This window comes from Rhodococcus sp. NPDC058532 (assembly GCF_042719255.1).
Taxonomy (GTDB): domain Bacteria; phylum Actinomycetota; class Actinomycetes; order Mycobacteriales; family Mycobacteriaceae; genus Rhodococcus_G.
Genome location: NZ_JBHXNU010000005.1, coordinates 85335 through 108688 on the forward strand (window position 1 = coordinate 85335; position 23354 = coordinate 108688).

22 protein-coding genes, 1 pseudogene and 1 riboswitch are annotated in these 23354 nt (G+C 71.5%); of the genes and pseudogenes, 8 read left to right on the forward strand and 15 right to left on the reverse strand.

The window, feature by feature from the left end:
• Positions 1 to 22: 22 nt before the first annotated feature.
• The 4 genes and pseudogenes from ACFWQG_RS08300 to ACFWQG_RS08315 form a co-directional block, all read left to right on the forward strand.
• Positions 23 to 793, forward strand: a complete 771-nt coding sequence (locus tag ACFWQG_RS08300) for a cobalt-precorrin-6A reductase (RefSeq protein ID WP_378507120.1) — start codon at positions 23 to 25, stop codon at positions 791 to 793.
• A 34-nt stretch (positions 794 to 827) separates the two neighbouring features.
• A complete protein-coding gene (locus ACFWQG_RS08305; protein WP_378507121.1) occupies positions 828 to 1409 on the forward strand; it encodes a dihydrofolate reductase family protein in 582 nt (193 codons plus the stop codon).
• Positions 1410 to 1477: 68 nt separating this feature from the next.
• On the forward strand, positions 1478 to 1690 hold the full coding sequence (locus ACFWQG_RS08310) for a DUF4287 domain-containing protein (protein ID WP_378507122.1): 213 nt from the start codon (positions 1478 to 1480) through the stop codon (positions 1688 to 1690).
• A gap of 6 nt (positions 1691 to 1696) precedes the next feature.
• Positions 1697 to 2602: pseudogene (locus ACFWQG_RS08315) on the forward strand (alpha/beta hydrolase fold domain-containing protein); the annotation flags it as partial.
• A gap of 105 nt (positions 2603 to 2707) precedes the next feature.
• On the opposite strand, the gene ACFWQG_RS08320 reads toward ACFWQG_RS08315, so the two are convergent.
• Positions 2708 to 3961, reverse strand: a complete 1254-nt coding sequence (locus ACFWQG_RS08320) for an erythromycin esterase family protein (RefSeq protein WP_378507123.1) — start codon at positions 3959 to 3961, stop codon at positions 2708 to 2710.
• A gap of 56 nt (positions 3962 to 4017) precedes the next feature.
• Positions 4018 to 4425, reverse strand: coding sequence for a MerR family transcriptional regulator (locus ACFWQG_RS08325; protein ID WP_378507124.1), 408 nt, complete (start codon positions 4423 to 4425; stop codon positions 4018 to 4020).
• A gap of 54 nt (positions 4426 to 4479) precedes the next feature.
• Here ACFWQG_RS08325 and ACFWQG_RS08330 point away from each other — a divergent pair, with 54 nt between their 5' ends.
• On the forward strand, positions 4480 to 4638 hold the full coding sequence (locus ACFWQG_RS08330) for a hypothetical protein (protein WP_378507125.1): 159 nt from the start codon (positions 4480 to 4482) through the stop codon (positions 4636 to 4638).
• A 30-nt stretch (positions 4639 to 4668) separates the two neighbouring features.
• On the opposite strand, the gene ACFWQG_RS08335 is transcribed toward ACFWQG_RS08330, so the two are convergent.
• The 3 genes from ACFWQG_RS08335 to ACFWQG_RS08345 are packed head-to-tail and all read right to left on the reverse strand — an operon-like array spanning position 4669 to position 7597.
• A complete protein-coding gene (locus ACFWQG_RS08335) occupies positions 4669 to 5622 on the reverse strand; it encodes an alpha/beta hydrolase (protein ID WP_378507126.1) in 954 nt (317 codons plus the stop codon).
• Complete coding sequence (locus ACFWQG_RS08340) at positions 5619 to 6752, reverse strand: hypothetical protein (RefSeq protein ID WP_378507127.1); 1134 nt, start codon at positions 6750 to 6752, stop codon at positions 5619 to 5621. The genes ACFWQG_RS08335 and ACFWQG_RS08340 overlap by 4 nt, the downstream gene beginning before the upstream one ends.
• Positions 6749 to 7597, reverse strand: a complete 849-nt coding sequence (locus ACFWQG_RS08345) for an SDR family oxidoreductase (RefSeq protein WP_378507128.1) — start codon at positions 7595 to 7597, stop codon at positions 6749 to 6751. The genes ACFWQG_RS08340 and ACFWQG_RS08345 overlap by 4 nt, the downstream gene beginning before the upstream one ends.
• A gap of 116 nt (positions 7598 to 7713) precedes the next feature.
• On the opposite strand from ACFWQG_RS08345, the gene ACFWQG_RS08350 reads away from it, so the two are divergent.
• Positions 7714 to 8382: a TetR/AcrR family transcriptional regulator gene (locus ACFWQG_RS08350; RefSeq protein ID WP_378507129.1), complete on the forward strand. Its 669-nt coding sequence runs from the start codon at positions 7714 to 7716 to the stop codon at positions 8380 to 8382.
• Between the two features lies 1 nt (position 8383).
• Here ACFWQG_RS08350 and ACFWQG_RS08355 read toward each other — a convergent pair whose 3' ends face one another.
• The 5 genes from ACFWQG_RS08355 to cobG all read right to left on the reverse strand — a co-directional run bounded on the left by ACFWQG_RS08355 (position 8384) and on the right by cobG (position 13560).
• Entirely contained in the window at positions 8384 to 9664 is a 1281-nt protein-coding gene (locus tag ACFWQG_RS08355; RefSeq protein ID WP_378507279.1) for an RNA polymerase sigma factor, read from the reverse strand.
• A 130-nt stretch (positions 9665 to 9794) separates the two neighbouring features.
• Positions 9795 to 10151 carry a YciI family protein gene (locus ACFWQG_RS08360; protein WP_378507130.1) on the reverse strand — a complete coding sequence of 119 codons (357 nt, stop codon included), beginning with the start codon at positions 10149 to 10151 and terminating at the stop codon, positions 9795 to 9797.
• Positions 10152 to 10279: 128 nt separating this feature from the next.
• Positions 10280 to 11767, reverse strand: coding sequence for a precorrin-3B C(17)-methyltransferase (cobJ, locus tag ACFWQG_RS08365; RefSeq protein ID WP_378507131.1), 1488 nt, complete (start codon positions 11765 to 11767; stop codon positions 10280 to 10282).
• A complete protein-coding gene (locus ACFWQG_RS08370; protein WP_378507132.1) occupies positions 11767 to 12393 on the reverse strand; it encodes a precorrin-8X methylmutase in 627 nt (208 codons plus the stop codon). Before ACFWQG_RS08370 ends, cobJ begins: the two co-directional genes overlap by 1 nt.
• Before the next feature lie 18 nt (positions 12394 to 12411).
• Positions 12412 to 13560, reverse strand: coding sequence for a precorrin-3B synthase (cobG, locus tag ACFWQG_RS08375; RefSeq protein WP_378507133.1), 1149 nt, complete (start codon positions 13558 to 13560; stop codon positions 12412 to 12414).
• An 81-nt stretch (positions 13561 to 13641) separates the two neighbouring features.
• Positions 13642 to 13707: riboswitch (cobalamin riboswitch) on the forward strand.
• Between the two features lie 66 nt (positions 13708 to 13773).
• On the opposite strand from cobG, the gene ACFWQG_RS08380 reads away from it, so the two are divergent.
• Positions 13774 to 17424 (forward strand): cobaltochelatase subunit CobN, encoded by a 3651-nt coding sequence (locus tag ACFWQG_RS08380; RefSeq protein ID WP_378507134.1) that lies wholly within the window; start codon positions 13774 to 13776, stop codon positions 17422 to 17424.
• Between the two features lie 71 nt (positions 17425 to 17495).
• On the opposite strand, the gene ACFWQG_RS08385 is transcribed toward ACFWQG_RS08380, so the two are convergent.
• Complete coding sequence (locus tag ACFWQG_RS08385) at positions 17496 to 18860, reverse strand: MFS transporter (RefSeq protein WP_378507280.1); 1365 nt, start codon at positions 18858 to 18860, stop codon at positions 17496 to 17498.
• Positions 18861 to 19087: 227 nt separating this feature from the next.
• Between ACFWQG_RS08385 and ACFWQG_RS08390 the strand changes: the two genes are divergently transcribed.
• On the forward strand, positions 19088 to 19468 hold the full coding sequence (locus ACFWQG_RS08390) for a PPOX class F420-dependent oxidoreductase (protein ID WP_378507135.1): 381 nt from the start codon (positions 19088 to 19090) through the stop codon (positions 19466 to 19468).
• A gap of 72 nt (positions 19469 to 19540) precedes the next feature.
• On the opposite strand, the gene ACFWQG_RS08395 is transcribed toward ACFWQG_RS08390, so the two are convergent.
• The 4 genes from ACFWQG_RS08395 to ACFWQG_RS08410 all read right to left on the reverse strand — a co-directional run bounded on the left by ACFWQG_RS08395 (position 19541) and on the right by ACFWQG_RS08410 (position 23308).
• Positions 19541 to 20416: a hypothetical protein gene (locus ACFWQG_RS08395; protein ID WP_378507136.1), complete on the reverse strand. Its 876-nt coding sequence runs from the start codon at positions 20414 to 20416 to the stop codon at positions 19541 to 19543.
• 120 nt (positions 20417 to 20536) lie between these two features.
• Positions 20537 to 20917, reverse strand: coding sequence for an RNA-binding S4 domain-containing protein (locus ACFWQG_RS08400; protein ID WP_378507137.1), 381 nt, complete (start codon positions 20915 to 20917; stop codon positions 20537 to 20539).
• 21 nt (positions 20918 to 20938) lie between these two features.
• Complete coding sequence (locus ACFWQG_RS08405; protein WP_378507138.1) at positions 20939 to 22369, reverse strand: lipase maturation factor family protein; 1431 nt, start codon at positions 22367 to 22369, stop codon at positions 20939 to 20941.
• A 66-nt stretch (positions 22370 to 22435) separates the two neighbouring features.
• Complete coding sequence (locus ACFWQG_RS08410) at positions 22436 to 23308, reverse strand: SGNH/GDSL hydrolase family protein (RefSeq protein WP_378507139.1); 873 nt, start codon at positions 23306 to 23308, stop codon at positions 22436 to 22438.
• Between the last annotated feature and the right edge of the window lie 46 nt (positions 23309 to 23354).

The following is a 23354-nucleotide window of genomic DNA, read 5'->3' on the forward strand; positions in this document are numbered from 1 at the left end:
AGCATCGAAATCGGGGCCTGACGTGCGTCGGGTTCTGGTGCTCGGCGGCACGTCGGAGGGCCGAGCGGTGGCCGCCGAATTGGTTGGTGCGCCGGACGTCGAGGTGGTGTCCTCGTTGGCCGGGCGGGTGAACGATCCGCGGTTGCCCGAGGGTGAGGTCCGGGTCGGCGGTTTCGGCGGCGTCGACGGGCTCACGGAGTGGGTGCGTGGCAACGGCATCGACGCCGTCGTCGACGCGACGCACCCGTTCGCGGCCCGGATCACCGCCAATGCGGCCGCGGCCACCCAAAGTCTCGGTGTCCCGCTGCTGGTGTTGCGGCGGCCGGAGTGGACGCCGCGGCCGGGGGACCGGTGGCAGGTGGTGCCCGATCTGCCGTCCGCCGCGGCCGCCCTACCGGGATTGGGGTCGCGGGTGTTCCTGACCATCGGCAGGCAGGGCGTGGACGCGTTCGCCGGGTCCGGCGGCTGGTTCCTGATCCGCGCGATCGACCCGCCCGAGGTGGCGGTACCGCCGGACTCCGAGACTCTGCTGGCGCGTGGGCCGTTCACCGTCTCCGACGAAATCGCCCTGATGCGGCAACGGCGCATCGAGGTGGTGGTGACGAAGAACTCGGGCGGGGCACTGACCTCCGCGAAACTCGAGGCCGCCCGCGAACTCGGGTTGCCGGTGGTGATGGTCGCGCGGACCCCGATCCCGGCCGGGATCGCATCGACCTCGGATGTCGCCGTCGCGGCCGAGTGGGCGCGCGGGCCCGTTGCTTGTCCCCACGAGCGACGGCCCACGACACGCTAACTTGGGGGGGCACCCCAGAACAGAGGAGAGCCCCGTGGGCACGGTGGTCATGTACAGCTCGGTGTCGGTGGACGGCTTCATCGCGAACGAGAAGGACCAGCCCGGACCGCTGTTCGATTGGTTGTCCAGCGGGGACGTCCCGTTGGACGAGGGTGGCGCGCTGACGGTGTCGCAGGCGTCCCACGACTACACCCGGGCGTACTGGGACCGGATCGGCGTGACAATCGTCGGCCGCCACGTCTTCGACATGACCGGCGGCTGGGACGGGAAGCCGCCGAGCGGAATCGACCACGTGGTCGTCGTGACCCACCGGCCCGCGCCCGAGGGGTGGGACCCCCAGTCACCGTTTCATTTCGTCGACGGTGTCGAGGCGGCCGTGGCGACGGCGCAGGAGCTTGCCGGCGACCGTGTGGTCGAGGTCGCCGCTGGCGACGTCGGTGGCCAGGTGCTTGCCGCTGGCCTGATCGACGAGGTGCGGATGGACGTCGTTCCCGTGGTGTTCGGGTCCGGCAAGCGCTACTTCGGGTCGGTTGACGCACAGCACCTGTTGAAGGATCCCGACGTGGCGATTCAGGGCAACCGGGTTCTCCACCTGCGCTATCGGGTGCGCCGTTGACCGACCCGCCACCGGGCGCGCCTGCGCGTTGCCGGTGTCTGTCGGTCCCCGCGGCTACGGTGGCGTCCATGAGCGAACAGGTGAAGGGTCCGGCGTCCTACTTCCCGTCGATCGAAGCGAAGTACGGCCGCCCGATCAGCGAGTGGCAGTCCGTGATTCGCGCCTCCGAGCTGACCAAGCACATGGACCTCGTCGCCTGGCTCAAGGCCGAGCACGGGTTCGGGCATGGCCACGCCAATGCCCTCGTGAAGTACACCCTCGACCAGGACTCCGCGAGCTGACCCGGGGTGCGGTTCACGCTGGATGCCCTGAGCGTCGACGTCCCCGCTGAGCACCTCGCCCAGGCGCGGGCGTTTTACGCGGTGCGGCCGTCCGGTCGGGGGCCGAACGGCCCGGACGAGCTGCGCGAAGCGAGGGCCCGCAGGTCCGCGCCTGCTCCCACCGACCCGTCCGCCGTCACCGAGGTCGTCGACGGCGCCGGTGTTCAGGTCCCGGTCCGGATCCTCACCCCGTCCATCGGGGCGCCGCGGGGCGTGGTCCTCGACATTCACGGCGGCGGCTTCTACCTGGATTCCGCCGCGCACCGGGACGTACGCAACCGCGTGCTCGCGGACGCCCTCGGGGTGGCGGTGGTCGGCGTGGACTATCGGCTGGCGCCGGAGGATCCGTGGCCGGCGGCACCCGACGACTGCGCGGCGGTCGCGCTGTGGTTGCTCGACAATGCCGCGGATCGTTTCGGTACGTCCCGGCTCACGATCGGCGGAAGCTCTGCCGGGGCGACGCTCGCGCTGGCCACCCTGCTCCGGCTGCGGGATGCCGGCGTCGTCGACGGATACGCCGGTGCCGCGCTCGAGTTCGGCACCTATGACCTGAGCGGGCGGACCCCGGCGGGCGGCCGGATCGCGGACGAGTATTTCCTCGACGCCTACCTCGGCCCCGTCGCGGACCGCACCGCACCGGACGTCTCGCCGATCTACGCCGACCTGTCGGGTCTGCCCCCAACGCTGCTGGTGGTCGGGGGTGATGATGTGCTGTTGGAGGACAACCTCGCTATGGCGGCCCGGCTGGCCGCCGCGGGAAACGAGGTCGACTTGCGGGTCTATCCTGGTGCCCCGCACGGATTTACCGGCCACCCCACCGCGCTGGCCGACGGCGCCGTCGCCGGAATACGCTCGTGGCTGCTGCACCGCCTGACCGGGCAGCGCAGCAGGGAGGAAGACCGGTTCGCCTGGATGGGCCTCACGTCGAACGGTCGCGGCAACGGCGGTTCTTCCTCCCCCGCAAGCGGACCACGGCGCTCACACGGAGTCGCTGCGCAAGGGTGCTGTCGGGGTGACGGTCGGGATGTGGATGACGGCGTCGAAGGATTCGCGTAGCGAAGGAAACTGGATGTAGTGGTCACCGTCGGCTGTCGGGTCATACAACCCGGAGATGATCCGGGTTGCCCATGAACCGTCGAACGGGGCCGCAGTGCCCAGGATGAGGCCGCGGGCGGTGCCGCCCACATCGAGTAGGGCGTCGATAGATCCGTCCTGCGGTGCGGGGATGTCGGCTCTGGCGATCCGGCCCCGCCCAAAGCTGACGTTCACGGCGACGTACTTGCTGCCGAGTGCTGCACGCAGGTGCGTGCCCAGCATGGGACCGAGAGCGACCGCCGGTTGCGCGGCGATGTGGGCCGTCCCTTCCCAGAGGATGATTCGGGCTCCCGTGCGCTCGTGATAGTGCATGAGTCGTTCCGCTGCCGCACGTTCGCCACTCGCCATGTCGTAGCCCCCGACGGACAACGTTGGTTGCGCAGTGCCAGCCTCGCCGTCGGGCTCAGCGGCATCGGGCTCAGCGGCGACACGCTGCGGCGAGCCGGGCGCGTGAGCGTGGTGGTCGACGATCTCGTCGAGCAGCGCCAGCGCCTCACGGCGCGCCGGCCCGTCAGGTGCACCGAGCGCCGCGGCTCGGGCGGCACGGGCGTGGTCTACGAAGGGCACTCCCGGGTGCAGCCCCCGGGCGCGTTGCACGTGCTCACCGCCGTCGTGGGCGACGCGGATGACGTCGAGGAGCCGCTCGACATCGTCGGCGATGCGTCGGTCGACGCCACGGAGCAGTTCGACGACGGTGTCGTAGTCGGCGGCGACGACCGTGGACGCGCCGATGCCGATGAACCTGATCTGGCGCTCAACCGGTCGGGTCGCGTTGAGGGCCCGAAGGCGGATCAGCTCGTCGCGGAACTGCGCATTCCGCCACGGCCCCCACGCCTGATCGAGAGTGTGCTCGAGGTCGACCGGCTGCCCGATGACGTACCCGTCATATTCTGCGACGACGCGCGGGGAATCCAGGATCGCGATCGTCGTGAAGCCGTCGTCGACGAGCGACCGAGTGGTCTCGAAGACACACGCGAGCACCTCGTGTGCCTCGCGAGTACTCATTCCCAGCCCGATGATCGAAGCGTGACGGGCGAGGTCCGCGATCATGTCCGGCGGCAAGCCGGGATCAACTCCGGTGGCAATCACGTCAGCAGGTGAGGCCGTACCACGTGCATCAGGTCGCTGTTCGTTCATGCAGAAGACGATGCAGGTTCAACATATGTTGAAGTCAAGCCCATTCCGCGCGAGCGTCACCCGTCAGTGTGCGCACCCATCTCGCACAGGGTGGTGTCGGATTTCAGGCCGGCGAGTTGCGACTTGAGGCGGGTGACGCGGTGCTCGGCTTCGTTGACCAGCTTGGCGCCGATCCGATCCCAGTCGCGCGCGTCGGGATGGCGGTCCACGGGCAGTTGTTCGAAGAGTTCGGCGATCTCCCGGACCGTCAGCCCGACGCGCTGCGCGAGCTTGGCGACCAGGATGCGACAGGCCGCGGAATCATCGAACCGGCGCTGGTTGCCCGCCGTGCGCACCGCACGGATGACGCCGTGCTTCTCGTAGAAGCGGACGGCGGACGACGTCACGCCGCTTTCGATGGCGACCTCCCGGACGGTGAGATGGGCATCCGTTCCGGCGTGGTCGAGCAGGGCGTCTGATGTCATCGCCTCACGTTAGACCCACCGGGTGGTCGGGTAGCGCAGCAGAATGGAAGACCGATGAGGAACCGGTTCGTCTGGATGGACCTCGAGTCGAGCGACGTGGCGGTGTCAGCGACCCGCCCCATCCAATCCACCCGCTGCAGTGGTGCTGGCGGCCGCGGGCACGTCGTCGGCGGCGTCACCCACCTTCGCTCGGCGGGCCCGCGGGCCTGCTGATGCGAGTTCGCCGGGCGTGATGCGTGATCGTCAGGCCGGCACACCGTCGCAGGCGTCGATACCCTCGACGAACCGCTCGACCCGGTCGAGGGCGTTGCGTGCCTCGGGCAGCCGCGGATATCCCATTTGGAATACGTGGAACATCCCGGACCACACCTCGAGTTCACATCGCCCGCCCGATGCCCGCAGGGCCGCTGCATAGTGCGCGGAGTCCGACCCGAGAATCTCGCTGCCGCCCGCCTGGAGCAGCATCGGCGGCAGATCCGGTCCGACCGCGCTCAGCACGTCCAGGCGCGGATCACCGAGGTCCGCGTCGACCAGGTAGGTGTGGGTGATCCGCCGACCGGTGCGCGCCGAGACGAACTGGTCCCACACGTGCCTGCCGTTGGCCCGGGCCAGCTGCCAGGTCGGGTCGACGAGGCTGGAGAATCCGATCACCGCGGCAGGCTGGTCGACGCCGAGGTGGCGCAGTTGGACACAGAGCCCGAGGGCGAGGTGGCCGCCCGCCGAATCGCCCATCACGACGATGTTCCCGGGCCGGTGCCCTTGGTCGAGCAACCACAGGTAGCCGTTGAGCACGTCGTTGTGGGCGGCGGGGAAGCGGTGTTTCGGCGCGCGCCGGTAGCGGACCGCGTAGGCGGGGCGACGCAGCCTGCGGGACAGTTCCGACACCAGGCCGCGGTGCGTCGCCGGGCTGCAGCTGATGTAGCCGCTGCCGTGGATGTAGTAGATCAGCCGGTTGCCGGGCGCCGGCTGCCCGCCCACCCATTCTCCGGCGGTCCTGCCTCCGGGCCCGGCGGCATCGACCGGCGTGTGCGGGAGCATCGGGGCACGCCACATCCGGCACGCGACGACCTGCGTGAACCGATAGCCGAGCACCCCGACCGACGAACGCAACGGCAGCAGCCACAGCGTCGGCCGCACGAAGACCCGGGACGCCCAGATCGTCGCCGACGCCGCGAACGAGCGCGGCACCGCGATCACCCGGGTTCCGGGGCGGTGCCCGGCACGGTCGTAGGTCGGGCGGGGACGGTGATGGTGCCGTAGTCGAGCCCACCGTGACTGTAGGTGGGCACGACGGGCCACTGCCGCTTCCGGTTCGCGCACTCCGAGGACGGGATGACCTGCCGCCATTGGGGATTGCGCGGGGAGGGGGAGGCCAGCGTCTTCTCCTTGACCATCGAGTCGTACTGGTCGAGGGAGTCCTCGAGGGTGTTGGCGTTGAGGACAACCTCACGGCCGTAGAACGCGGCGGTGCGGCGCACGCCGGGGATCCGGGAGAGTTCGGGTTGCCAGCTGTCGGCGGCCATCCCGTTCTCCGACGACACCCACACCCCGTCGGGGGTGTTGACGACCAGCGAGTGGTTGCCGTCGGTGTGGCCGGGCGTCCACAGCAGGCTGACGCCGACACCGAGCTCGACGTCGCCGTCGAAGACCTCGAGGCGGTCCTCGGGCACGCCGCGCATGCCGTCCTCGACGTACCAGGCCCACTGCATCGGGTGCATGGCGTCGAAGGTGCCCAGTTCCTTGCGGTGGACGAGCAGTTTTGCGTTGGGGAACAGCGGTTGTCGTGGCGCCGTCTCGCCGTCGATCGGCTCGCTGCTGCCGAGGATCATGCGCAGGTCCTGGACGTGGAGGTGGTCGAAGCTGATGTAGTCCACGTCGGCGTTGGTCAGCCCGAGCCGGGGCAGAACCTGGTCGGGGTCGTTGTAGTAGTCGACGAATGCCGACTCCAGGCCGAGCCGGCGGGCGAAGCGCTGCAGCTTGTCGTAAAACGGCGCCTCGGCCGACCCCGCCGCCACGGTCGGCTCCCACACCAGGGTCTTGAGCGTGCCGTCGAAGCCGTCGAACTGGATCACGAACATCCGGTTGATGATCGAGATGAACGGGTTGACGTTGACGGAGTACCCCTGGAACGCGAAGCGCGCCGGGTACGGTGCCGCGGCGATGTCGACACTCTTGACCGCACGCACCTGCCCCTGGTTCAGGAAGCGTTCCCGGTAGGTCGACGCCGCGTCGCGGATCGCCTCGAGTCGCTTGCCGCGCGGCCAGATCTGGTGGACGCCGTCGAACTCGGGAATCGGACGGAGCGCGGCGGAGTCGGAGCTGCTCATCGGGTGCCTTCCGGGTCGTTGCTGGTGGTCAGGGCGCGGCGTTCGTAGCTCTCGCGGATGCCCGGGCGGCGCGCGGCCCTCAGTTGGTTGGGGACGGTGCGGCGCAGCACCCGGTCGCGCAGCGCCTGCGGCAGCAGCCCGGTGACCCGGACCAGCAACCCGATCGTGGCCGGGAGGGTGACCTCGAAGCGCGGCCGCCGCAGCACCCGCGCCACGGCAGCGGCGACGTCGCCGGGATGCAGTCGGGCGGTTGCGCCGCTGTCGGTGCCGACGGCGAGTTCGGTGTCGACGACGCCGGGCATGATCACCGAGACCTGCACCCCGCTGCCCCGCAACTCCTCGCGAACGCCGGTGAGGTAGCCAAGGACGCCGTGCTTGGTTGCGGCGTAGGTGGATTCGCCGGGAGGTGCGAGCCGGGACGCGGCCGAGGCGACGGTGACGATGTGGCCGCTGCCCCGGGCGCGCATCCCCGGCGCCACCAGGCGAACACCGCGGATCACCCCGTGCAGGTTCACCGCGAGCATCCGGTCGGTCGCGGCCTCGGGTTCGGTGTCGAAGGCTCCCACCCACATCACCCCGGCGTTGTTCACCAGCACGTCCAGCGGCCCCCACGCCTCGGTGACCTCGGCCAGAAACCCCTGGAACGATTCGGTGTCGGTCACGTCGAGGGCGAAGGCGCGGACCTGCCCCTGCAGCGCCGCGGCGGTCTCACGGGCTGCGGTGAGGTCACGGTCGCCGATCGCCACCCGCGCGCCGTCCGCCGCCAGTCGGCGCGCGATCTCCCGCCCGATGCCCTGCGCGCCGCCGGTGACCGCAACGATGCGCCCGGCCAGTGTTGTCGTCATGACGTGCCGCCCCACCTCTCGGATCGCCCGCATGCCCGCCCGGGCATCCGACAATCCAGATTGTCACAATGGTCTGGCGGCTAGCATTGCACCTCGTCGGCAGGAAGGGAAGACCCATGACAGGATCCGACGTGACGCACCCGGACCCGAAACCACCCGGCCGCCGGTACTCCGGTCTCGCCCCCGACGAACGGCAACGGGCACGCCGGTCCGCGATCCTCGACTCCGCGTTGGAGCAGTTCGGCACCGCAGGCTATGCGCCGACGTCGATCAAGCAGATCTGCCGCGGCGCCGCCGTCACCGAGCGCTCCTTCTACGAGTCGTTCCCCACCAAGGAGGTCTGCCTCGCCGCGCTGTACGACGACCTGTCCGCGGCGATGCACGCGGCGACCCTCGCCGCACTCGGCAAGGAGGGACCGGATCTCGACGCACTCACCGCGGCCGGACTCGAGGCCTTCATCCGACACCTGACCGTCGACCCGCGCCGTGCGCGGGTGGTGCTCATCGAGGTCGTCGGCGTCTCACCGGACATGGAGCGGCGCCGCCACCGCGTGCTGCGCGACTTCGTGGACACCGTGCTGACCATCTGGGCGGCCGGCGGCACCCAACCGCCCGGACGCACCCAGCAGCTGACCGCGACGGCCCTGGTCGGCGGCGTCAACCACCTCCTCGTCGACTGGCTGATGGACGGCAGCCGCGACGACCCCGACGACCTCGTCGCGGTGTGCGTCAACCTGTTCGCCGCCGCCCGTGCCCACTGGGACGGCAGCGCCGCGCCCTCCTGACTCAGCGCACACCCGCCCCGCCCGACCGGCCCCGACCGTCGGCATCGCCCACCGCATCGGCGCGCCGCAGCAGCAGGGCACGCTCGGCCCGATTCCGGGTCAGGTCGGCGGCCCGGACGAACTCGGCGCGGGCGGCATCGTCGCGTCCGAGCCGGGCGAGCAGGTCGCCGCGGACGCTGGCCAGCAGGTGATAGCCGCGCAGCGCCGGGTCGTCGGCGAGCGCGTCCACGAGCACCAGCGCCGCCCGCGGCCCGTCCGCCTGCGCCACCGCGACCGCCCGGTTCAGCAGCACCACCGGGGACGGGGACACCGCGTACAGCCGCTCGTACAGCACCGCGATCGTCGCCCAGTCGGTGTCCTCGAAGCGGGCGGCCCTGGCATGGCAGGCTGCGATCGCCGCCTGCAGCGAATACGGTCCCGTCCCCGCCAGCAGCAACGACTCCATGCCGAGCCGGATCAGCAGCCGATTCCAGCGGCCCCGGTCCTGGTCCGCGAGCAGCACCGGCGCCCCGGCGGCGTCGACCCGCGCGCCGCTGCGGGACGCCTGCAGGCTCAGCAACGCCAGCAGCCCGTGCGTCTCGGGTTCGGCGGGCAGCAACGCCGCCAGCACCCGGGCCAGCCGAAGCGACTCCTCGCACAGCGCAGGCCGCAGCAGGTCGTCACCGGCGGTCGCCGAGTAGCCCTCGTTGAAGATCAGGTAGATGACCTCCAGCACCGACGACAGCCGGGCGGCGCGCTCGGCACCCGTCGGCACCTCGAACGGCACCCGACGCGCCGCAAGAACACGCTTGGCCCGCACGATCCGCTGTGCGACCGCCGCCTCGGCGCTGAGCGTCGCGCGGGCGATCTCACCGGTGGTCAGACCGCCGAGCAGCTTCAGGGTGAGCGCGATCCGGGCCGTCGTCGACAGCACCGGATGGCAGGCAACAAAGATCAGCCGCAGCAGGTCGTCATCGATCGCGTCCGGGTCGGTCGGCTCCGGCGCGCACTGCTCGTCCAGCGTCCGCCCGACCTCGGCGAGCTTGCGGGCATAGTTCTGCTCCCTGCGCACCAGGTCGACGGCGCGATGCCGGGCGGTGGAGATCAGCCACGGACCCGGCTGATCCGGAATCCCGCGCACCGGCCACTGCTCCAACGCGGCGACGAGGGCGTCCTGCGCGACCTGCTCGGCCAGCCCGACATCGCACACGATCCGGGCGGCGGCCGCGATGATCCGGGCCGACTCGATCCGGAACACCGTCTCGACGACCTCGTGCACCGGCGGCGTCCCCACGGGTCCGATGACAGCAGACCCGTGGGGACCGGTCAAGAGCCCACTCCTCGGTGCAAACGCGGAGTTCGCAAGCTCACTCCTCGGTGCAAATGCGGAGTTCGCAAGCTCACTCCTCGGTGCAAATGCGGAGTTCGCAAGCTCACTCCTCGGCGATCTGCCGCAGCTCCAGCGTGATCGTCCAATACTCCTCATGAACCTGCAGGAATCGCCGCGACCATTCGAGTGCCTCGGCCTTGTCCTTGCACTGCATGATCGCGTAGCCGCCGACCACCTCCTTGCTTTCGGTGAACGGGCCGTCGGTGTAGCTGAGCTGACCACCGGACCAGGTGACGCGGGTGCCCTCCGAGCTCGGTGTCAGGCCCTGGGTCTCGAGCATGACCCCGGCCTTGGTGATCTCCTCGAGCAGCGCCCCCATCCGTTCCATCAGTTCGGGGCTCGGACCGTCGGCCGGGCTGGTGCGCTCGTCGACGCGGATGAGGGACAGGTAGCGGGGCATGATGACTCCTTGGGTGTCCGGCGGGGCCTGTCCCCGCCGTCTACCTGTGAGTCGAACGGCGCCCACCGGATTCGACACCGCCCGGAAAAATTCTTCCCGGGCCGCCGGCGAGACGGCGCCGGGCCCGCTCAGCCCGGGTAGCGGCGCGGCGTGAACACCTTCCGCTCACCGCCCGACTCGACGACCGCCGTCTGCGACGAGCCGACGATCAGCAGGGTCCGCATGTCGATCTCGGACGGTTCGAGGTCGCCGAGCGGCACGATCCGGACGCTCTCCTCGGGGCCCGCGACGTCGCGGCCGACGATCACCGGGGTGTCGGGGGAGCGGTGCTCGAGCAGCAGGTCCTTCATCGCCGCGACCTGCCAGGTCCGCGAGCGGGACGCCGGGTTGTAGATCGCCATTGCCATGTCGGCGGCCGCGACCGCGGAGATCCGCTGGGCGACGATGTCCCACGGCTTGAGCCGGTCCGACAGCGAGATCATCGCGTAGTCGTGGCCGAGGGGGGCGCCGACCCGGCTGGCGACGGCGTGCGCGGCGGTCAACCCGGGCAGCACCCGCACCGGCACGTCCCGCCACTGCTCGTCGCCCGCCATCTCGACGACCGCCGCTGCCATCGCGAAAACGCCGGGGTCACCGGACGACACGACGGCGACGCGGGCGCCGCGCTTCGCGAGATCGAGGGCCATCGCGGCCCGCTCCGATTCGACCTTGTTGTCGCTGGCGTGCCGGTGCTGCCCGGGCCGCACCGGCACCCGGTTCACGTAGGTGGTGTAGCCGACGATGTCGGTGGCGCCGGCGACCGCGTCCCGCACCTCCGGGGTGGTCCACGCGTCATCACCGGGCCCGAGCCCGACGACCACGACCTCACCGGAGCCCGGACGGATCTGCGCGGCCGGGTTGTTCGACGGGCTGGGCACGATCGCGATCGAGAAGTACGGGACCGCCGTCTCGTCGACGTCGGCGAGCGGCTGCACCCGCTGCCCGGCGGTGCTGGCACGTTCGACGTAGGACGCCTCCGCGAGCCGACCGGCATCGGCGAGGGCCCGCCGCACGGTCGGGAAGGTGCGCCCCAGCTTGAGGATCGCCGCGGAGTCCGTCTCCCGGAGTCGGCGGGTGAGTTCCTCCGCGGGCAGGGTGCCGGGCAGTACGGTGAGCACCTCGTCGCGTTCGACGAGCGGCACCCCCAGCGCCGCGGACGCGGCGCTGATCGAGGTGACGCCGGGGATCACCTCCGCGTCGAACCGGTCGCACAGCCGCTTGTGCATGTGCATGTAGGAGCTGTAGAACAGCGGGTCGCCCGCCGCGAGCAGCGCCACGGTGCGACCCGCCGCAAGGTGCGCGGCGAGGGTCGCCGCGGCCTCGGCGTAGAAGTCGTCGATGGCGCCCTGATAGCCGCCGGGATGGTCGACGGTCTCGGTGGTCACCGGGTAGACGAGGTGCTCCTCGATCTGCCCGTCCCGCAGGTACGGGGCGGCGACGGCGCGGGAGATGCTGCGGCCGTGCCTGGCGGAGTGGAACGCGATCACGTCGGCCTCGCCGATGATCCGGGCGGCCTTGACCGTCACCAGTTCCGGGTCGCCGGGCCCGAGTCCGATGCCGTAGAGGGTGCCGGCCATCACTCGACCTCGCTGGCGATCGCGTTGAGGGCGGCGGCGGTGATCGCGCTGCCCCCGCGCCGGCCCCGCACCACCAGGTAGTCGATGTCGCCGGCGCGGGCGATCAGGTCCTCCTTGGATTCGGCGGCGCCGATGAACCCGACCGGGCAGCCGATGATCGCCGCCGGCTTCGGTGCGCCCTGGTCGATCATGTCGAGGAGGTGGAACAGCGCGGTGGGTGCGTTGCCGATCGCGACGACCGCGCCCTCGAGCCTCGGTCCCCACAGTTCCAGCGCGGCCGCCGACCGGGTGTTGCCGAGTCGCTCGGCGATCACCGGAACCCGCGGGTCGCCGAGCAGGCACACGACGTCGTTCTTGGCGGGCAACCGCTTCCGGGTCACCCCCGACGCGACCATGGTGGCGTCACAGAAGATCGTCGCGCCGGTGCGCAGCGCCCGGCGGGCCGTGGACACCACACCGGGGGTGAACGCGACATCGGTGGTCAGATCGACCTGACCGCAGGCGTGGATCATCCGCACGACCGCCTGCGAGACATCCGCGGGAAACCCCGTCAGGTCGGCTTCGGCCCGGATCGTGGCAAACGACTGGCGGTAGATCTCGGCGCCGTCGCGGATGTACTCGGTCATGTGTTCCACGATATGGGGTCAGGGTGTCGGGGGATCCACCCGGTAGCCGTCACCGGTGGCGACGATGTCGGTCACCTCACCGCGGGGGCGGCCGCACCGGCGGTCGCACCCGGACCAGTGCTGGCGGCCCGGGGCGGGCAGGTCACCGGACTGCACCGCCGCGGTCGCGTCGCCGCGGACGTCGGCCAGCGACTTCGCGCAGCCGGGGCGTCCCGCACAGGCGGTGACCTGCAGCCACGGCGACTCGGCATCGAAGATCAGCCCCATCGGCGCGAGCACCCGAACCACCTGCTCGGCGACACCCTCGTCGAGGTCGTGCAGCAGCACCGACCGCCACGGGGTGACCGAGATCGGATGCTCGACCGCGACCAGGAAGTCCGCCAACCGCGCAGGCAGCACCCCGTACCGCAGGCCCGCCGCGAGCGTGACCCGGCCGTCGGGCTGGTCGAGCCACCCGATCGGACCGGGGGAGTCGGCTGCCAGGTCGAGCGCCGCCGCCGCAGGCGCCAGGCCAAGGAGATCGAGCACGCGGCGCGGCCCGTCGTCGACCTCGTGCAGCCGCCACCGGGTTCCGCGAATCTCCCGCAACACCCGCGCCGCGGCGGTCAAGGTCGCGACCCCGTCCCCGACCGGCAGGCGAATCCCGTGGTCGCGGCCCGCGAGGATCAGCGCCACCTCGGCCGGGGTGACGGCGTGCAGGCCGAGGTCGCCGCCCAGCGCGGTGACGTCGCCGCGCCCGTCGTCGAGCGTGAACAGCACCCGGCCCGGCAGGTCCGCGAGGTCGGGGTCGGCGCACAGCCGGGCGTCGAGGTCCGCCACCCAGCCGCGGACGTCGACGAACCCACCGATCCGCCCGGACAGCGGGGTGGCCAGGATGTTGCGGACCCGCTCGTGGCTGACCGACGGCAGCAGCCCCGCCGCGGCGAGCCGGTCCGCGAACGCGTCGGGGTCGGTGACGGCCCGCAGTTGGATGTTGCCGCGGGAGGTGAGTTCGAGTTCACCGGCGCCGAGGTCGCGGGCCGCGTCGGCGAGGACCTGGAGCTGCGGGCCTGTGATCGTGCCGCCGGGCAACCGGACCCGGGACAGGGCGCCGTCCGCGGCCCGGTGCACCTGGAGCGCTCCCGGGCAGGCGTCGGGGCGGGAGCGGGGATCATCGGAACCGGACATCGCCGTCCAGGGTACGGGGCGGAGCCTGCGGGGCGAGCGGCGTGGGCCGGTACCATCACCGGCGAATGCGGCAGTGCACGAGGAAGCCGGTGGAACTCCGGTGCGGTCGCGCCACTGTGACCCGGTCACCCGGCCGGGAAGTCAGACCCTCCACTGCCGCAGAACCGAACCGAACCGAATCCGAACGGGGCGCGAAACCCCGAGGAGGCCTGCGTGATCCTGCTGCTGTCGACATCCGACACCGACCTGCTCAGCGCCCGTGCCAGCGGCGCCGACTACCGCTGGGCGAATCCCGCCCGGCTGCTCGTGGACGACCTCCCCGGCCTGCTCGACGGCGTCGACCTCGCGGTGGTCCGGATTCTCGGCGGCCGCCGGGCCTGGGAGGACGGCATCGACGCGGTCCTCGCGTCCGGGCTGCCGACCGTCGTGCTCGGCGGCGAGCTCGCCCCGGACGCCGAGCTGATGGAGTGCTCGACGGTCCCGGCGGGCATCGCCGCGGAGGCGCACACCTACCTCGCGGAGGGCGGCGCCGAGAACCTGCGCCAGCTGCACCATTTCCTGTCCGACACCGTGCTGCTCACCGGCCACGGCTTCGAGCCTGCCGTGCACCTGCCTAACTGGGGTGTCCTCGACCGCACGGTCCCTAATGTCACATCGGGTCACTTGACGGACCCCAATGTGACATTAGGGAACCAGGCGGGGACGCCGACGGTGGCGGTGCTGTACTACCGGGCGCAGCATCTGGCCGGGAACACCGCGTACGTCGAGGCGCTGTGCCGGGCGATCGAGGACGCGGGCGCGACCCCGCTGCCGATCTTCTGCGCGTCGCTGCGCACCGCGGAACCGGAGCTGCTCGAACTGCTGTCGACGGTGGACGCGATGGTGGTCACCGTCCTCGCCGCTGGCGGCACCAAGCCGGCGGGAGCGTCCGCCGGCGAGGATGACGAGTCGTGGGATGTCACCGCGCTCGCCGCGCTCGACATCCCGATCCTGCAGGGCCTGTGCCTGACCGGCAGCCGCGACGGGTGGGAGGCGAACGACGACGGACTGTCCCCGATGGACGTGGCGACGCAGGTCGCGGTGCCGGAGTTCGACGGCCGGATCATCACGGTGCCGTTCTCGTTCAAGGAGATCGACGAGGACGGCCTGACCGCCTACGTCCCCGACCCGGAGCGCGCCGCCCGGGTCGCCGGGATCGCGGTGCGGCACGCGCGGCTGCGGCACCTCCGCAACGCCGACAAGAAGATCGCGCTGATGCTGTCCGCGTACCCGACCAAGCACGCCCGGATCGGCAACGCGGTCGGCCTGGACACCCCGGCGAGCGCGATCGCGCTGCTGACCGCGATGCGGGAGGCCGGCTACGACCTCGGGCCGCGCGACGGCGAGGACGCGCTGCCCGGACTGGAGTCCGGCGACGGCGACGCGCTGATCCACGCGCTGATCGCCGCGGGCGGACAGGACCCCGACTGGCTGTCCGCGGAGCAGTTGGAGGGCAACCCGATCCGGATCTCCGCGGCCCGCTACCGGGAGTGGTTCGCCACCCTGCCCGCGGACCTGCGGGAGGGCGTCGAGGAGCACTGGGGTGCCGCGCCCGGTGAACTGTACGTGGACCGGTCGGCCGACCCGGCGGGTGAGATCGTGATCGCCGCGCTGCGGGTCGGGAACGTGGTGCTGATGGTGCAGCCGCCGCGCGGGTTCGGCGAAAACCCGGTCGCGATCTACCACGACCCGGACCTGCCGCCCAGCCACCACTACCTCGCCGCGTACCGCTGGCTCGCCGCGGAGACCGCGGCGGGCGGGTTCGGGGCGGACGCGATCGTGCACCTCGGCAAGCACGGCAACCTGGAGTGGCTGCCCGGCAAGACGCTCGGCATGTCCGCCTCCTGCGGCACCGACGCCGCCCTCGGCGACCTGCCGCTGATCTACCCGTTCCTGGTCAACGACCCCGGCGAGGGCACCCAGGCGAAACGCCGCGCGCACGCCACCCTCGTCGACCACCTGATCCCGCCGATGGCGCGCGCCGAGTCGTACGGCGACATCTCCCGGCTCGAGCAACTCCTCGACGAGCACTCCAACATCTCCGCGCTCGACCCGGCGAAGCTGCCCGCGATCCGGCAGCAGATCTGGACGCTGATGCGGGCGGCGAAGATGGACCACGACCTCGGGCTCGCCGAACGCCCCGAGGAGGACGTCTTCGACGACATGCTGCTGCACGTCGACGGGTGGCTGTGCGAGATCAAGGACGTGCAGATCCGGGACGGGCTGCACATCCTCGGGCAGGCCCCGGACGGGGACGCCGAGGTCGAGCTGGTGCTGGCGGTGCTGCGGGCAAAGCAGATGTGGGGCGGCGAGCGCACCGTCCCCGGCCTGCGGGAGGCGCTCGGCCTCAGCGAGGCGGGCGACGAGAACCGCGGCCGGGTCGACGAGATCGAGGAGACCGCGCACGGCCTGGTCGCCGCCCTGCAGGCGGCCGGCTGGGATCCCGCGCGGGCCAAGGAGATCGGTGCCGAGCACGGCGGCGACGTGGTCGCGGTGCTCGAGTTCGCGGCCACCGAGGTGGTGCCGCGGCTGCGCGGGACCGGACGCGAGATCGAGCAGGTGCTGCGCGCCCTCGACGGCCGGTTCATCGAACCCGGGCCGTCCGGGTCGCCGCTGCGGGGGCTGGTGAACGTGCTGCCCACCGGCCGCAACTTCTACTCCGTCGACCCGAAGGCGGTCCCGTCGCGGCTGGCGTGGGAGACCGGGCAGGCGATGGCGGAATCGCTGCTGGCCCGGTATGTCGCCGACCACGGCGCGTACCCGACGTCGGTGGGCCTGAGCGTGTGGGGCACCTCCGCGATGCGCACCTCCGGCGACGACATCGCCGAGGTGCTCGCGCTGCTCGGTGTGCGGCCGGTGTGGGACGAGGCGTCGCGGCGCGTCACCTCGCTGGAGGTGATTCCGCTCGACGAGCTGGGTCGCCCGCGAGTCGACGTCACCGTCCGCATCTCCGGCTTCTTCCGGGACGCGTTCCCGCACGTCCTCGCCCTGCTGGACGACGCGGTCCGGATGGTCGCCGCCCTCGACGAGCCTGCCGATCGGAACTTCGTCCGCGCGCACGCGCAGGCCGACCTCGCCGAGCACGGCGACGAGCGGCGCGCCACCACCCGCATCTTCGGGTCCAAGCCCGGCACCTACGGCGCGGGCCTGCTGCAGCTGATCGATTCGAAGAACTGGCGCGACGACGCCGACCTGGCGCAGGTGTACACCACGTGGGGCGGCTACGCGTACGGTCGCGGCCTCGACGGTGCCCCGGCGGGCGACGACATGCGCACCGCGTACCGGCGGATCGCGGTGGCCGCGAAGAACACCGACACCCGCGAGCACGACATCGCCGACTCCGACGACTACTTCCAGTACCACGGCGGCATGGTCGCCACCGTCCGCGCGCTGACCGGGAAGGATCCGGAGGCGTACATCGGGGACAGCACCCGGCCGGACGCGGTCCGCACCCGCACCCTGTCCGAGGAGACCGCCCGGGTGTTCCGGGCACGGGTGGTGAACCCGCGGTGGCTCGAGGCGATGCGCAGGCACGGCTACAAGGGCGCGTTCGAGATGGCCGCGACGGTGGACTACCTGTTCGGGTACGACGCCACCACCAATGTCGTCGCGGACTGGATGTACGAGAAGCTGGCGCAGACGTACGTGCTGGACCAGCAGAACCGCGAGTTCATGGAGAAGTCGAACCCGTGGGCGCTGCACGGGATCGCCGAGCGTCTGCTCGAGGCGGTGGAGCGGACGATGTGGGAGGAGCCCGATCCGGAGGTCCTCGCCGGGTTGCGGCAGGTGTACCTCGAGTCGGAGGGCGACCTCGAGGACCGCTGACCCGGCGGACACAGCCGAAAGGGGCCGAACCGGAATTCCGGTTCGGCCCCTTTTCGGGTCACACCACGGCGTCAGGCGATGGTCGCCTTGCCGCGGCGGATCAGCAGGGTGAAGCCGATCGCGGCGATGGACGTCACCGTCAGCATCGCGACGATCGCGTTCAGGCCGCTGGTCGTGTTCAGGCCGCTCGAGAGTGCGGTGCTGGTGAGGATCATCGTCGCGATCGACACACCGATGCCGCTGCCGCCGGTGCGGATGACGGCGTTGGTTCCGGTGGCCTCGCTGGTGGAGTGCTCGGGGACCGCCTCGACGAGCAGGTTCGGCAGCGCGGTGTAGGCGAAGGCCGTCGCCACCGACACGGTGATGACCATGATCATCATGCCGACGACGGAATCGTGGAAGACGAACAGCATCAGGTTGCCGATCAGGAACAGGACGCTGCCGAGGAGCATCGAGGCGCGGGCGCCGACGGCGGCGGCGATCCGGCCGCTGAGCGGGGTGCAGACGAATCCGAACATCGACCCGGCGAAGGACAGCCATCCGGCGTTGGTCGGGGTCAGGCCGAGACCGATCGGCGCGTCGGTCGGGGACTGCAGGACGATCGGGATGATCATCGTGGTCACGCCGATCGGGCCGATCGAGATCGCGAACGTCGCGAGCATCGTCAGCGAGAACTTGCGGTTCGAGAACTGCCGGATGTTGACGATCGGCGAGGTGGTGCGCAGTTCCCACAGCACCCACAGCACCAGCGCCGCGACGCCGCCGAGCACCAGGCCGAGCGTGGCGGGATCGGTCCACCCCCAGGTGGTGGACTTGTTGACACCGAGCAGGACCGCGGCGATCGCGGGCACGAACGCGACGGCGCCGACGTAGTCGACGGTCTCCCGCGTCCCGGTCGGCCTGCGCCACGGCAGCACGAACACGACGAGGGCGATCGCGCCGACCGCGTACACCGCGGCGACGACGAAGATCATGTGCCAGGTCGCGTGGTCGAGCATGATGCCCGCGATCAGCAGCGCGGCGGAACCGGCGGCGACCGCGGAACCGGAGATGATCGCGACCGCGACCGGGACCCGCGCCGCGGGCAGGTGTTCGCGGGCCAGGCCGATGCACAGCGGCAGGATCGCACCGGCCACACCCTGGATGGCGCGCCCGGCGATGATCCAGCCGATGCTGTCGCCGACGGCGCTGACGACCGACCCGACCGCGGCGGCGGCGAGCAGCACGACCAGCACGCGTTCGCGACCGTACATGTCGCCGAGGCGCCCGCAGACCGCCGCCGACGCGGCCGCCACCAGCAGGAACGCCGTCACCGCCCAGCCGACGGTCGCGGCGTCACTGTTGAACTCGGTGATGAACGTGGGGATCGCGGCATACACCATCGAGGTCTCGAACGCGCTGATGATTTCCACCGCGACGAGCACCGCGATGATCACCCAGGCCGGCCGCTGCCGGTCATACCAGCCGCTGCGGCGGCCGCTGCCCGGCGCCTCCTCGGCCCGGATCTGGTCTGTTGTTGTCACGTGATACCCGTCTGCCGTCAGTCAAAGGAAATTCCCGCAAGCCGAAACCCCCACGCCTGCACCTGGCCAAAGTAGGGTTTTACGGAATCTCACACGGACGGCGTCCCGGTGACCGGGACCACAGCCCCTAGGATGCTGTCATGAGTGCCTCATTCGGCGACGTCGCCGCGGCGAAGTACGTCCTGCTCACCACGTTCCGCAACGATGGTACGCCGGTGCCGACCCCGCTGTGGGCGGCGGCGGACGGGGACCGGCTGCTGATGTGGACGGTCACCGAGTCGTGGAAGGTCAAGCGGATCCGGCGCAACCCCCGGGTCACGGTCGCCGCGTGCGACGCCCGCGGCAACCCGAAGGGCGCGGCCGTCGAGGCGAGCGCCGAAATCCTCGACCTCTCGGGCAGCGACCATGCGCGCGACGCCATCGCGAAACGGTACGGGATCCTCGGGTGGCTGACGATGAAGGGCAGCCTGCTGCGCCGGGGCAGAACCGGCACGGTCGGATTGGCGGTCACCGCCGCCTGACCCGTGCACGTAACCGCCTCGCGGCCGCCACCCAGGGGGATGGCGGCCGCGGTCGATCGGTGCGGTCCGGGGTCAGCTGCTGCCGAACAGGTCGGAGCTGCCCGCGCTGCCGGTGCCGGAGCTGCCCGCACTGCCCGAATCCGAGCTGCCCGCACTGCCGGAGTCGGCGCTTCCGGAACTGCTCCCGAGGGCGGACTCCGAGGTGTACGAGATCGACAGCTTGGCGCGATACCCGGGCGCGGACAGCTTGATCGACCCGCCGTCGGGAACCAGCGACGATCCACCGCCGCCGCCCGCGGTGCCGCCGCCACCGCCGTACAGGCCACCGCCACCGCCACCGCCCGTGCCGCCCGTGCCGCCCGCGCCGAGCGCGCCCGCGGTGCCGCCGGGGCCGGCCGCCCCGCCCGCGGCGTCGGTGCCCGCGGATCCGCCACCGGGAGCTGTGGCGCCCGCATCGCCGCCCGCGCCGGTGCCGGATCCGCCGCCACCGCCGGCGACGACGAGGCGGGCGGCGAGCGCGGCCGGGCCCTCGTCGAGGGGGACGGTGCTCACCGCGGAGTAGCCGCCGCCGCTGTTCGCCCCGGTGCCGCCGCCGTCACCGATCACCACGTAAAGCTTCGAGCCGGGGGTGACGGACACGTCGCCCTCGACGATCGCGCCGCGACCGCCCTGCGCGCCCCGACCGCTGCCGCCCTCGGCGATCACATGCACCGACACCACGTCCGCCGGAATGTCGAGGAAGTACTCCTCGATCCCGTGCAGGCTGTCGTACGCGCACGTCGTGTGCCCGTTCGCGACGCCGCACCCGGTGCTCGCGGTGGGCTGGGCGTGCACCCCGCCCGCGCCGAGGATCCCGGTCGCGGTGCACGCGGCAGCCACCACCGCGGCCGCGCGCACCGGCCTCGGTCCGCGCCTCCGCTCCCGTCGACTGCCGACCTGATCGAACATCAACCGCACCTCGCTCACTGCCGTCCATGCCGCGGCGGGCGCCAGCGGCGGCGGGAAGCATGACATGGACACGGGTCCAGGAGTGACGAAATGGGCGAATGATTGCGCTCGACGGTGCGCCTAGTCCTCGTTGAACCCGCGCAACCGATCTAGTTCGCGCCGTTCACGTTTCGTCGGGCGGCCGGTTCCGCGGTCCCGCTGCGGCACCGCGAGCAGCACCTCACGCGGCGGCGGTGGGGGAGACCGGTCGATCAGGCAGAGCGCGGCCTCGGGTGCCCCGACCCGCTTCCGGATCAGCCGGGCAACGACCACGATCCGTTCCCGGCCCCCGACCCGCATCCGGATCTCGTCGTCGACCCGAACCAGCTGGGCGGGCTTGGCGGACGACCCGTTGACCCGGACGTGCCCGGACCGGCAGGCCGCCGCGGCCGCGGAGCGGGTCTTGAACAGCCGCACCGACCACACCCAGCTGTCGAGACGCACACCCGAGGAATCTGACACACCGCCAGGTTACCGACGCGGTCAGGAACGCCCGAAACGCGCCAGGCTCACCGGCTGCAGGCACACGCCGATCAGCTCCCGCTCCCACCAGCGCCCGGTGGCGCGCCGGGTGCCGCGGTCGGTGAACCGGTACTCGAACAGCCGGGCCCGCACGAGACGCGGCGGGTGGTCGGGAAACGGGTTGCGGTGCAGCAGCGTCAGCGTGTCCGGGTCGTTCTCGAGCAGGCGCCGGACGAACCCGCCGAACCAGCGGTCCCCGTAGCTCGGCGAGATCGCGGCGAACCACATCAGCCAGTCCAGCCGCAGGTGATACGGCGCGTACTGCCGGGGCCTGCGGCGCGGGTCGCCGGGCTTGCCCCGGAACTCGTACTCGCGCCATACCGTGGTGTCGGTGACGGCGTCGTCCGCGGTGCCCTCGACGACGATCTCGGTACGCACCCGGGTCACCGTGCCGAACGCGCCGTAGGTGTTGACCAGATGCCACGGGCTGAACGAGGCGTTCATCAGCTGATGGCGCCCCGCCATGTTGCGGACCGGCCACCAGCTGAGCACCGCCACCCCCGCGGCCACGACGAGGGTGCTCGCGGTGAACCACGTCGGCGTCGGGGCAGGCTCGGGGACGTCGATCGGCAGGATCGGACCGAGCACCTCGTCCGGCAGCACCGAGCAGGCGAGGACCACCGCCAGCCAGTTCAGCCACGCGAAGTTGCCGCTCGCCACCAACCACAACTGGGTCACGATCAGCACGCCCGCCGCTCCGGCGGCGATCGGCTGCGGCGCGAACAGCAGGAACGGCACCACCAGCTGGGTGAGGTGAGTGCCCGCCGCCTCCACCCGGTGCAACGGTCGCGGCAGGTGATGGAAGTACCAGCTGAGCGGTCCCGGCATCGGCTGCGTCTCGTGGTGGTAGTACAGGCAGGTCAGGCGCCGCCAGCACGGGTCGCCGCGGATCTTGATCAGCCCGGCACCGACCTCGAGGCGCAGCAGCAGCCACCGCACCAGCAGCATCATCGTGATCGGCGCCGCGATGTCGGCGTTGCCGACGAAGATCGCCAGGAACCCCGCCTCGAGCAGCAGCGACTCCCACCCGAAGCCGTACCAGAGCTGGCCGACGTTGACGATCGACAGGTACGCCACCCACATCAGCAGCCACACCGCCATGCACAGCGGCAGCGGCAGTCCCGCGGTCACCCCGGCAACGGTGACCGCGGCCAGCGCGGCCCCCGCCCACGCGACCGCCGCGTACCAGCGGTCCGAGTAGTACCAGTGGAAGATGCTCGGCGTCCGGCGGAACGACGATCGAGCCAGGTGGTCGGGGATCGGCAGCATGCCCCGGCTGCCGAGCAGCGCCCGGAACTGGCGCGCCGCGGAGACGAACGCGACGAGGTAGATGACCGCGAGCCCCTCCGTGAAGAGCCACCGGCCGAGATACCCGACGCCGAACCAGTCCATCACCACCTGCCGCGACCGATTCGAACGCTACTCCGGTCCCCGCGACGCGGCAGGCGGGCGCAATGCTCAGCCGCGCACCACGGCAAGCACCCGATCCGCCATGTGCCGCATCCCCGCGGCGTTCGGGTGCAGCGGGCTCGCGGACGGGCCGGCCTGGCGTCCCTCGAACCACCGCTGGTCGGGTGCGGCACACCCGTCGTGCCCGCGCGAGGACACGGCGACGTCGACGTACTCGGCGCTGGCCGTCGCTGCCGCCGTCGCCAGCACCCCGCCCAGCATCGCGAAGAATCCATTGACCCAGACGGCGTCGGGGTCGCTGATCGGGAGGCTCGGCCAGCATCCGCGGTCCCCGACGATCCCGCCGTGCCCGACCAGGATGATGCGGGCGGCTGGCGCCTTCGCCCGGATCGCGGCGAGCGTCGACCACACCCTCGGGCCGAGGTCCGCCAGCGCCGCCATCGCATCGCGCGCCAGGGCGGGATCGGTGCGGCAGCCCGCGTCACCGCCGGGGGCCGCCGCGTAGCACCGGGAAACCAGGGTGGGCCAGCGGATGTCGTTCCCGCCGATGCTGAGGGTCACCAGGGTGGTGTCCGGCGGCAGCCCCGCGATCTGCGGGGGCACCGCACCACCCGACGTCGGCTGCGGCGTCGTCGTCACGTGCTCGGTGCGGGCGCCGGTGCAGGACAGGTTGCGGAACGAGCTTGTGTTCAGCCCCCGCGCGACGAGGTTCGGATAGCCGAGGTCCGAGCGTTGGCACCCGTTGGTGTCCGCGACCCGATCCAGCGACGGCCCGGCGGCGCGGGAATCGCCGAGCGCGACGTATCGCACCGCGGGTTGCGCCGGGGCGGCGGCCGCGGCCGGGAGCACCGGCGGCACCGCGGTGGCGGTCGCGACGATCGCAGCGGTGATGGCGGCGCGAACTCCAGCGGACCAACTCATGGCGCCAGTATCCGCGACAAACGCGGTGACGGCGGGGAGGTGGTTG

Bases quoted from the DNA above. Each gene is read 5' to 3' on its own strand.
- ACFWQG_RS08310 (WP_378507122.1), top strand. From the start codon at position 1,478: ATGAGCGAACAGGTGAAGGGTCCGGCGTCCTACTTCCCGTCGATCGAA.
- ACFWQG_RS08320 (WP_378507123.1), bottom strand. From the start codon at position 3,961: ATGAACGAACAGCGACCTGATGCACGTGGTACGGCCTCACCTGCTGAC.
- ACFWQG_RS08325 (WP_378507124.1), bottom strand. From the start codon at position 4,425: ATGACATCAGACGCCCTGCTCGACCACGCCGGAACGGATGCCCATCTC.
- ACFWQG_RS08330 (WP_378507125.1), top strand. From the start codon at position 4,480: ATGAGGAACCGGTTCGTCTGGATGGACCTCGAGTCGAGCGACGTGGCG.
- ACFWQG_RS08340 (WP_378507127.1), bottom strand. From the start codon at position 6,752: ATGAGCAGCTCCGACTCCGCCGCGCTCCGTCCGATTCCCGAGTTCGAC.
- ACFWQG_RS08345 (WP_378507128.1), bottom strand. From the start codon at position 7,597: ATGACGACAACACTGGCCGGGCGCATCGTTGCGGTCACCGGCGGCGCG.
- ACFWQG_RS08350 (WP_378507129.1), top strand. From the start codon at position 7,714: ATGACAGGATCCGACGTGACGCACCCGGACCCGAAACCACCCGGCCGC.
- ACFWQG_RS08360 (WP_378507130.1), bottom strand. From the start codon at position 10,151: ATGCCCCGCTACCTGTCCCTCATCCGCGTCGACGAGCGCACCAGCCCG.
- cobJ (WP_378507131.1), bottom strand. From the start codon at position 11,767: ATGGCCGGCACCCTCTACGGCATCGGACTCGGGCCCGGCGACCCGGAA.
- ACFWQG_RS08370 (WP_378507132.1), bottom strand. From the start codon at position 12,393: ATGACCGAGTACATCCGCGACGGCGCCGAGATCTACCGCCAGTCGTTT.
- cobG (WP_378507133.1), bottom strand. From the start codon at position 13,560: ATGTCCGGTTCCGATGATCCCCGCTCCCGCCCCGACGCCTGCCCGGGA.
- ACFWQG_RS08390 (WP_378507135.1), top strand. From the start codon at position 19,088: ATGAGTGCCTCATTCGGCGACGTCGCCGCGGCGAAGTACGTCCTGCTC.
- ACFWQG_RS08395 (WP_378507136.1), bottom strand. From the start codon at position 20,416: ATGTTCGATCAGGTCGGCAGTCGACGGGAGCGGAGGCGCGGACCGAGG.
- ACFWQG_RS08405 (WP_378507138.1), bottom strand. From the start codon at position 22,369: ATGGACTGGTTCGGCGTCGGGTATCTCGGCCGGTGGCTCTTCACGGAG.
- ACFWQG_RS08410 (WP_378507139.1), bottom strand. From the start codon at position 23,308: ATGAGTTGGTCCGCTGGAGTTCGCGCCGCCATCACCGCTGCGATCGTC.